Below are 6,070 nucleotides of genomic sequence, written 5' to 3'. Positions count from 1 at the left end.
GATTACTTTTAAACTCTGCTCACTATCTCAATACACAACTTATTACTTCTTTTAGTGTTTCAAACATCTGATGTTTCAAATTAATTTATCTCAACTCCATACTACTTTTAAAACTAACCTGCTATTTTTAACACACATAATAAGTTCGTATACTATTATTCCTATTGAAAAAGAATTAATAATAAAATATAGCATTTAACGAAATCCCTTGAGATATTGTAACTTTTATCGCTTCAAATCACTTAGCTCATAATTCAAAACTAATTAAATTTAAAAAACCCTAGTAGCTTAGGCTGCTAGGATTTAAAATCAATGACATATTATAGATAAATTGTATTTTTAAGTAAACATAATAAATAAAAACGACTACCTAAATGTTATACATTCGTATACAAGAAATAAAAAAAGAGTTCCTTCGAACTCATTATTATCTGTTATTATGGCGCGCCCAAGAGGAGTCGAACCCCTAACCTTTTGATCCGTAGTCAAACGCTCTATCCAATTGAGCTATGGGCGCTGTTTATGCTATTCTTGATGATGTTGATTAGACATTCATTATGGTGCGGCCGAGAGGACTCGAACCTCCACAGGATTGCTCCTACCAGCCCCTCAAGCTGGCGCGTCTACCATTCCGCCACGACCGCATATACGGTTTTTTCATGGCACATCACAATGAAATTAATGGAGCGGGTGAAGAGAATCGAACTCTCACAGTCAGCTTGGAAGGCTGAAGTTCTACCATTAAACTACACCCGCTTATTATGGTCGGGAAGACAGGATTCGAACCTGCGACCCCCTGGTCCCAAACCAGGTGCTCTACCAAGCTGAGCCACTTCCCGTTTCTAAATGGCGGTCCAGACGGGAATCGAACCCGCGATCTCCTGCGTGACAGGCAGGCATGTTAACCGCTACACCACTGGACCTTCTTATTCAATTTAAATGGTGACCCGTACGGGATTCGAACCCGTGTATGCATGCGTGAAAGGCATGTGTGTTAAACCGCTTCACCAACGGGCCATTTTTTTAAATGGCGGAGCAGGAGGGATTTGAACCCTCGCGCCGGTTGCCCGACCTATACCCTTAGCAGGGGCACCTCTTCAGCCACTTGAGTACTGCTCCATTTTGTTTTCTGTCCTGACGACTTTTATATAATAACATGTATATAAATTATCGTCAACACTTTTTGAATAGTTTTTTTAATTTTTTTAAAAAAGGTCAAATAACTATTATTTGACCTTTTTTCTTATTTCTGTTTTTCCCATCGTTTTAGATGTGGGTATGGGTTAAATGCCCATTCACATTTTCCATCATACTTGTACAAACCAAAATGTAAATGTGGTGGGAATTTACCGCTTGTTCCTTCTTTCCCATATCCTGTACTACCAACATATCCTATCACTTGTCCCGGTTCGACTATGTCACCTTCTTTAATATTTCCTTCAAATCCTTGAAGATGTGCATAGTATTGATATGTATTATAAATATCTCTTATACCAATTCGATATCCACCAAAATCATTCCATCCCATTATTTCAATGACTCCGTAAGCTGTGGATAATACTGGTGTTGAGTATCCAGCAAAAATATCTATTCCTTCATGTGATCTAGCCCCACCCCAACTTCGTGCTGTACCATAGTTATCACTAAAACTATAACTATAATGGCGTGATACTGGTAACGATCGTTTATCTAATGTAATTGTATCAAAATGTTCAAATAGCATCGCAATTTCTTTTATAATCGTTAGAGTTTGTTCCTTTTGATAATAAGATGAAATGGCGGCTTCAAAATCATTATATGAACGTAAATACTCGACCATTGTATACATTACGTCTTCTTCATTATTAATATCTGCTATCCCATCTCCATCTCCATCTTTACCAATACCTCCAAAAAGATTAATAGTCAAACTATTATTATCATAATAAATTGGATTTTCAGGGCCTGACCATATTTCATTTGGAAAACAAATTGAGATGGTATCGTACTTAAATGTACATTCTTCACGGAATTTATAGGTATTGCGCTCGTATTGATCAACGGCGGCTATTTGATACCAAGGGACACCTGATGCCTGCTCGTAGTCTTTATAAAGTTTTTGTCTGATTTCTTGTTCATTTTGTTCGTTAGCTTCAGCTGATACATTTATAGAACTTAACATACATACCAGTATTGCCATGAAACTTACTATGATTTGACGTTTCATCGGGTCCACCCACTTCTACCTAGTTTTATAATTGTATTAATATAACTTAATGAAGGTGGGAATACTAATGACTCTGCTTATATGTAATCAGTTATGAGGTTTAGTCCCCATTCGCCTACTAATTTATAAGCTAGTTCCATTTTGTCATCGTAAATATTACTTGGATGGTGTGCATCTGCGTTAATTAGAACGGGAATGTTTGTTTTTGCAACTTTTGACCAGAATTTTGGATGCGGATATGGGTATCTTTCTTCATCACAAAATGCTTGAATTCCTCGTCTTAGTCCATTGGCATTAAATTCTAATGGGGTTTTTGTTTTAATTGCAGCTTCTATGATGATGTCTGACGCAAGTTCACAGTTTTGATCCCAAGCAAGATCATTTACAAAAATGACATCCGGATGTGCGATAAAAGCGAAATATCCAGTTTGAACTGCTTCTTTGATGGTTTGAGCGTATTCAATATATTGCTCTGTGTTGTTTAGACTATAGATGTTGATGTATTCTTTGTTTGGTGAGACGTAGATGTGTTGTCCTAGCACTAAGTATTCGACACCTTTTTCATTAAGTAACTGTTCATAGTATGCTTTTTTTTCGGAATCATATTCAATTTCAAGGCCAACACGAATTTCAATTTGGTTTTTATATTGTTTTTTTAAATTTTTGATAGTTTGTAAATAATCATCGAGTTCCTCATACTGCATTCGTAATCCAAATCTGTTATCTGGATACGGAGCATGGTCTGAGAATCCTAGAATGGTCATGTTATTTTCGATAGCTGCTTCGATGTATTCAGTTTCTGTCCCTCCCGCATGCAGGCATCTTGGTGTATGAGTATGATAATTTGTTTTTTCCATTTTTTATTCCTCCTCTTTTTCTATTATTATACAATCAAAAAAAGACTATCTAAGGTCCATTAGATAGTCTTTTTTATTAATATTGTGTCCCATATATCCAAAATTGGAGATATAGGAAAACAATGTTGAAGAAGGCACAGAAGCTAACACCGATAAATCCTACTTTTTGATGGTGGTTTTGGTAAATATAATAGCTTAAAAAGGCAATAGCAACCCATAGTAATAAAAATCCCATGGTTATTCCAATTCCTGAAATGATTAGAATGATTAATGTAGCTAGTAATATGATGCCAAGTTCAATTTGTAAGAATTTCTTTTTGTTAGAGAAGATATCTTTTTTTGTATAGATTAGCCATGTAAATAGGCCGATGAAAAGAATTGCTATGAGTAATGGCATGTTTTTGACACCTACTTTGATTATGATAACTTATTATAGCAATTTATTCTGTGTTGTAACAAAAAAGGTTATAGAAAATACATTTTTTCTACAACCTTTTCTTTTTATCCGATGGCGAACATTAATTCTGCTTCGACGGCTACTTTATCTCCAAGTTTAGCGATGGCTTTACCAACTCCAACACTTCCCTTTATTTTTGTTAGTTCTGTTTCAAGAGTTAAGATATCACCTGGAATGACTTTTTGACGAAATTTTGCTGATTTGATACCAGCAAAGTAAGCAATTTTACCTTTATTATCTTCAAGACTTAAAATGGCAACAGCTCCTACTTGCGCTAAGGCTTCAATGATTAGGACGCCAGGCATGACGTGTTGTTGTGGAAAGTGTCCCATAAATTGCATTTCGTTTGCTGAAACACATTTGACTCCAAGGGCTCTTTTTCCTGGTTCTAATTCATCAATTCGATCTACTAATAAAAATGGATAGCGGTGCGGGATAATTTCTTGAATTTGATTACTATTTAAGACCATGCTTTCACCTTCTTTTTTTATGTATATATAATATAGAAAGAGTTATTCGTATTTTTTAAAGACGATACATGCGTTATGACCACCAAATCCTAATGAATTTGACATGGCATATTTAATATTTTGATGACGTCCAACATTAGGAACGATATCTAAATCACATTCTGGATCAGGTTGTGAATAGTTAATTGTTGCAGGAACAAATCCATCTTGTAAAGCTTTAACTGTGATGATAGCTTCTACTCCACCTGCTGCTCCAAGTAAGTGACCTGTATTTCCTTTAGTTGAGCTAACCATTAATTTTGTTTCTTTACCAAAGACTTTTTTGATACCAAGTGTCTCTAGTTTGTCATTCAGTGGTGTCGATGTTCCGTGGGCGTTAATGTAATCAATTTGATTTGGTTCAAGTGAAGCATCTTTAAGTGCCATTTCAAAACAAGCAGCAGCACCATTAGCTTCCGAATCTGGGGCTGTCATGTGGAAAGCATCACAGCTTACACCATATCCGATCATTTCAGCGTAGATTTTAGCTCCACGTTTTTTGGCATGTTCGTATTCTTCTAAAATTAAAACACCTGCTCCTTCTCCCATAACGAATCCATTACGCTGTGCATCGAATGGAATTGAAGCACGATTTTTATCATCTGATGTCGTTAAAGCCTTCATTGAAGAGAATCCACCAATTCCAAGTGGTGTAATTGAGGCTTCTGCTCCTCCAGTTAACATGATATCTGCATAACCATCACGGATATATTTGAAGGCTTCTCCAATTGAATTAGTTCCCGCTGCACAAGCTGTCACAATGTCAAGACATGCTCCTTTAGCACCTAACATAATGGCAACATTACCTGCTGCTAAGTTTCCTATAGCCATTGGAATGAAGAATGGTGAGACACGTTCGTATCCTTTTTTCATTCCTTTTTCCTTTTCCTCTTCAATCGTTTGAAGTCCGCCAATTCCTGAACTTAAAATAACTCCGAAACGATGAGCATCAAGTTCTTCTGTTTGAAGGTTTGAATCTTCAAATGCTTGTTTTGAAGCAATCATCGCTAATTGGCTAAAGCGATCTAAACGCTTTGCTTCTTTTTTATTAATATACTCTTCAACGTTTAAGTCTTTAATTTCTGCTGCTAATTTAACTTTGAAATCTGATGCATCAAAGTGAGTGATTTCATCGATTCCGCAAACTCCGTCTTGAATGTTTTTCCACATTGTTTCAACATTGTTTCCAACAGGACAAACTGTCCCAAGTCCAGTTACTACAACTCTACGTTTACTCATAATTTGCACCATCCTTCATTAAATTGCCATTCCACCATCTACGACTAATACTTGTCCTGTGATATAACGAGCCTGATCACTAACTAGAAAAGCAACTGCATTTGCAATATCTTCTACTTCACCCAGGCTTCCAAGTGGAATATTTTCTAATACTTTATCTGTAATATCACTTGATAATTTTGCGGTCATATCTGATTTGATATATCCTGGAGCAACAGCGTTAACTCGAACATTTCTTGAGGCATATTCTTTTGCTAATGATTTTGTTAACCCAATTACCCCAGCTTTTGATGCAGCGTAGTTTGCCTGTCCAACATTTCCGTTAATCCCAACGACTGACGATAAGTTGATAATTACTCCACTGCGTTGTTTTAAAATAGGACGCGTAATCGATTTACAAACATTCCATGTTCCTTTTAGGTTCACATCGATAACAGAATCAAATGAATCTTCATCCATACGCATCATAAGATTATCTGATGTAATTCCTGCATTATTGATCACGATATCTAAATGTCCAAAATCTTTTATAATAGCTTTCGTCATGCTTTCAACTTCTTCATAATTTGCAACATTTGCTTGATAAACGCTTGCTTTTACACCTAAGCTTTCAGCTTGTTTAGCAATGGCTTCGGCACGTTCTTTACTTCCGCAATAATTAAGTGCAATGTCACAACCAAGTGAAGCTAATTTTAAGACGATAGCTGCTCCAATTCCTCGAGAGCCTCCTGTCACTAATGCGACTTTACCTGATAAGTTCATAAAATTCCCTCCTGTATTCAAAACGATTAATACCATATCT

Annotated in this window: 6 protein-coding genes and 7 tRNA genes; all 13 read right to left on the bottom strand. The window is 36.2% G+C overall.

All coding sequences use genetic code 11. The features are described from left to right. Window positions 1-440 precede the first annotated feature (440 nt). Window positions 441-517 (bottom strand) — tRNA-Arg (locus tag J6D32_RS01540). A 41-nt stretch (window positions 518-558) separates the two neighbouring features. Next, window positions 559-644, bottom strand: a tRNA-Leu gene (locus J6D32_RS01535). Between the two features lie 38 nt (window positions 645-682). Beyond that, a tRNA-Gly gene (locus tag J6D32_RS01530) sits at window positions 683-756 on the bottom strand. Window positions 757-762: 6 nt separating this feature from the next. Next, window positions 763-839 (bottom strand) — tRNA-Pro (locus J6D32_RS01525). A gap of 8 nt (window positions 840-847) precedes the next feature. Further along, a tRNA-Asp gene (locus tag J6D32_RS01520) sits at window positions 848-923 on the bottom strand. Window positions 924-940: 17 nt separating this feature from the next. Then, window positions 941-1,017, bottom strand: a tRNA-Glu gene (locus J6D32_RS01515). Window positions 1,018-1,028: 11 nt separating this feature from the next. After that, window positions 1,029-1,119, bottom strand: a tRNA-Ser gene (locus J6D32_RS01510). Window positions 1,120-1,243: 124 nt separating this feature from the next. After that, complete coding sequence (locus tag J6D32_RS01505) at window positions 1,244-2,206, bottom strand: M23 family metallopeptidase (RefSeq protein WP_009607423.1); 963 nt, start codon at window positions 2,204-2,206, stop codon at window positions 1,244-1,246. A gap of 77 nt (window positions 2,207-2,283) precedes the next feature. After that, on the bottom strand, window positions 2,284-3,063 hold the full coding sequence (locus J6D32_RS01500) for a histidinol-phosphatase (RefSeq protein ID WP_006783672.1): 780 nt from the start codon (window positions 3,061-3,063) through the stop codon (window positions 2,284-2,286). Window positions 3,064-3,139: 76 nt separating this feature from the next. Then, on the bottom strand, window positions 3,140-3,460 hold the full coding sequence (locus J6D32_RS01495; RefSeq protein WP_006783671.1) for a hypothetical protein: 321 nt from the start codon (window positions 3,458-3,460) through the stop codon (window positions 3,140-3,142). A 104-nt stretch (window positions 3,461-3,564) separates the two neighbouring features. After that, window positions 3,565-3,990: a 3-hydroxyacyl-ACP dehydratase FabZ gene (fabZ, locus tag J6D32_RS01490; RefSeq protein WP_006783670.1), complete on the bottom strand. Its 426-nt coding sequence runs from the start codon at window positions 3,988-3,990 to the stop codon at window positions 3,565-3,567. 42 nt (window positions 3,991-4,032) lie between these two features. Beyond that, entirely contained in the window at window positions 4,033-5,268 is a 1,236-nt protein-coding gene (gene fabF, locus J6D32_RS01485; RefSeq protein ID WP_006783669.1) for a beta-ketoacyl-ACP synthase II, read from the bottom strand. Window positions 5,269-5,286: 18 nt separating this feature from the next. Next, the gene (gene fabG / locus J6D32_RS01480) at window positions 5,287-6,030 is read right to left on the bottom strand and encodes a 3-oxoacyl-[acyl-carrier-protein] reductase (RefSeq protein WP_006783668.1); all 744 of its coding nucleotides are present in this window, start codon (window positions 6,028-6,030) and stop codon (window positions 5,287-5,289) included. Between the last annotated feature and the right edge of the window lie 40 nt (window positions 6,031-6,070).

It is taken from the genome of Turicibacter sp. (genome assembly GCF_017941855.1).
In the GTDB taxonomy this organism is placed as follows: domain Bacteria; phylum Bacillota_I; class Bacilli_A; order MOL361; family Turicibacteraceae; genus Turicibacter; species Turicibacter sanguinis.
The sequence above is the reverse complement of the archived record's forward strand: the minus strand, read 5'-3'. Positions and strand labels throughout refer to the sequence as shown.

Bases quoted from the DNA above. Each gene is read 5' to 3' on its own strand.
- J6D32_RS01500 (WP_006783672.1), bottom strand. From the start codon at position 3,063: ATGGAAAAAACAAATTATCATACTCATACACCAAGATGCCTGCATGCG.
- fabG (WP_006783668.1), bottom strand. From the start codon at position 6,030: ATGAACTTATCAGGTAAAGTCGCATTAGTGACAGGAGGCTCTCGAGGA.
- J6D32_RS01505 (WP_009607423.1), bottom strand. From the start codon at position 2,206: ATGAAACGTCAAATCATAGTAAGTTTCATGGCAATACTGGTATGTATG.
- J6D32_RS01495 (WP_006783671.1), bottom strand. From the start codon at position 3,460: ATGCCATTACTCATAGCAATTCTTTTCATCGGCCTATTTACATGGCTA.
- fabZ (WP_006783670.1), bottom strand. From the start codon at position 3,990: ATGGTCTTAAATAGTAATCAAATTCAAGAAATTATCCCGCACCGCTAT.
- fabF (WP_006783669.1), bottom strand. From the start codon at position 5,268: ATGAGTAAACGTAGAGTTGTAGTAACTGGACTTGGGACAGTTTGTCCT.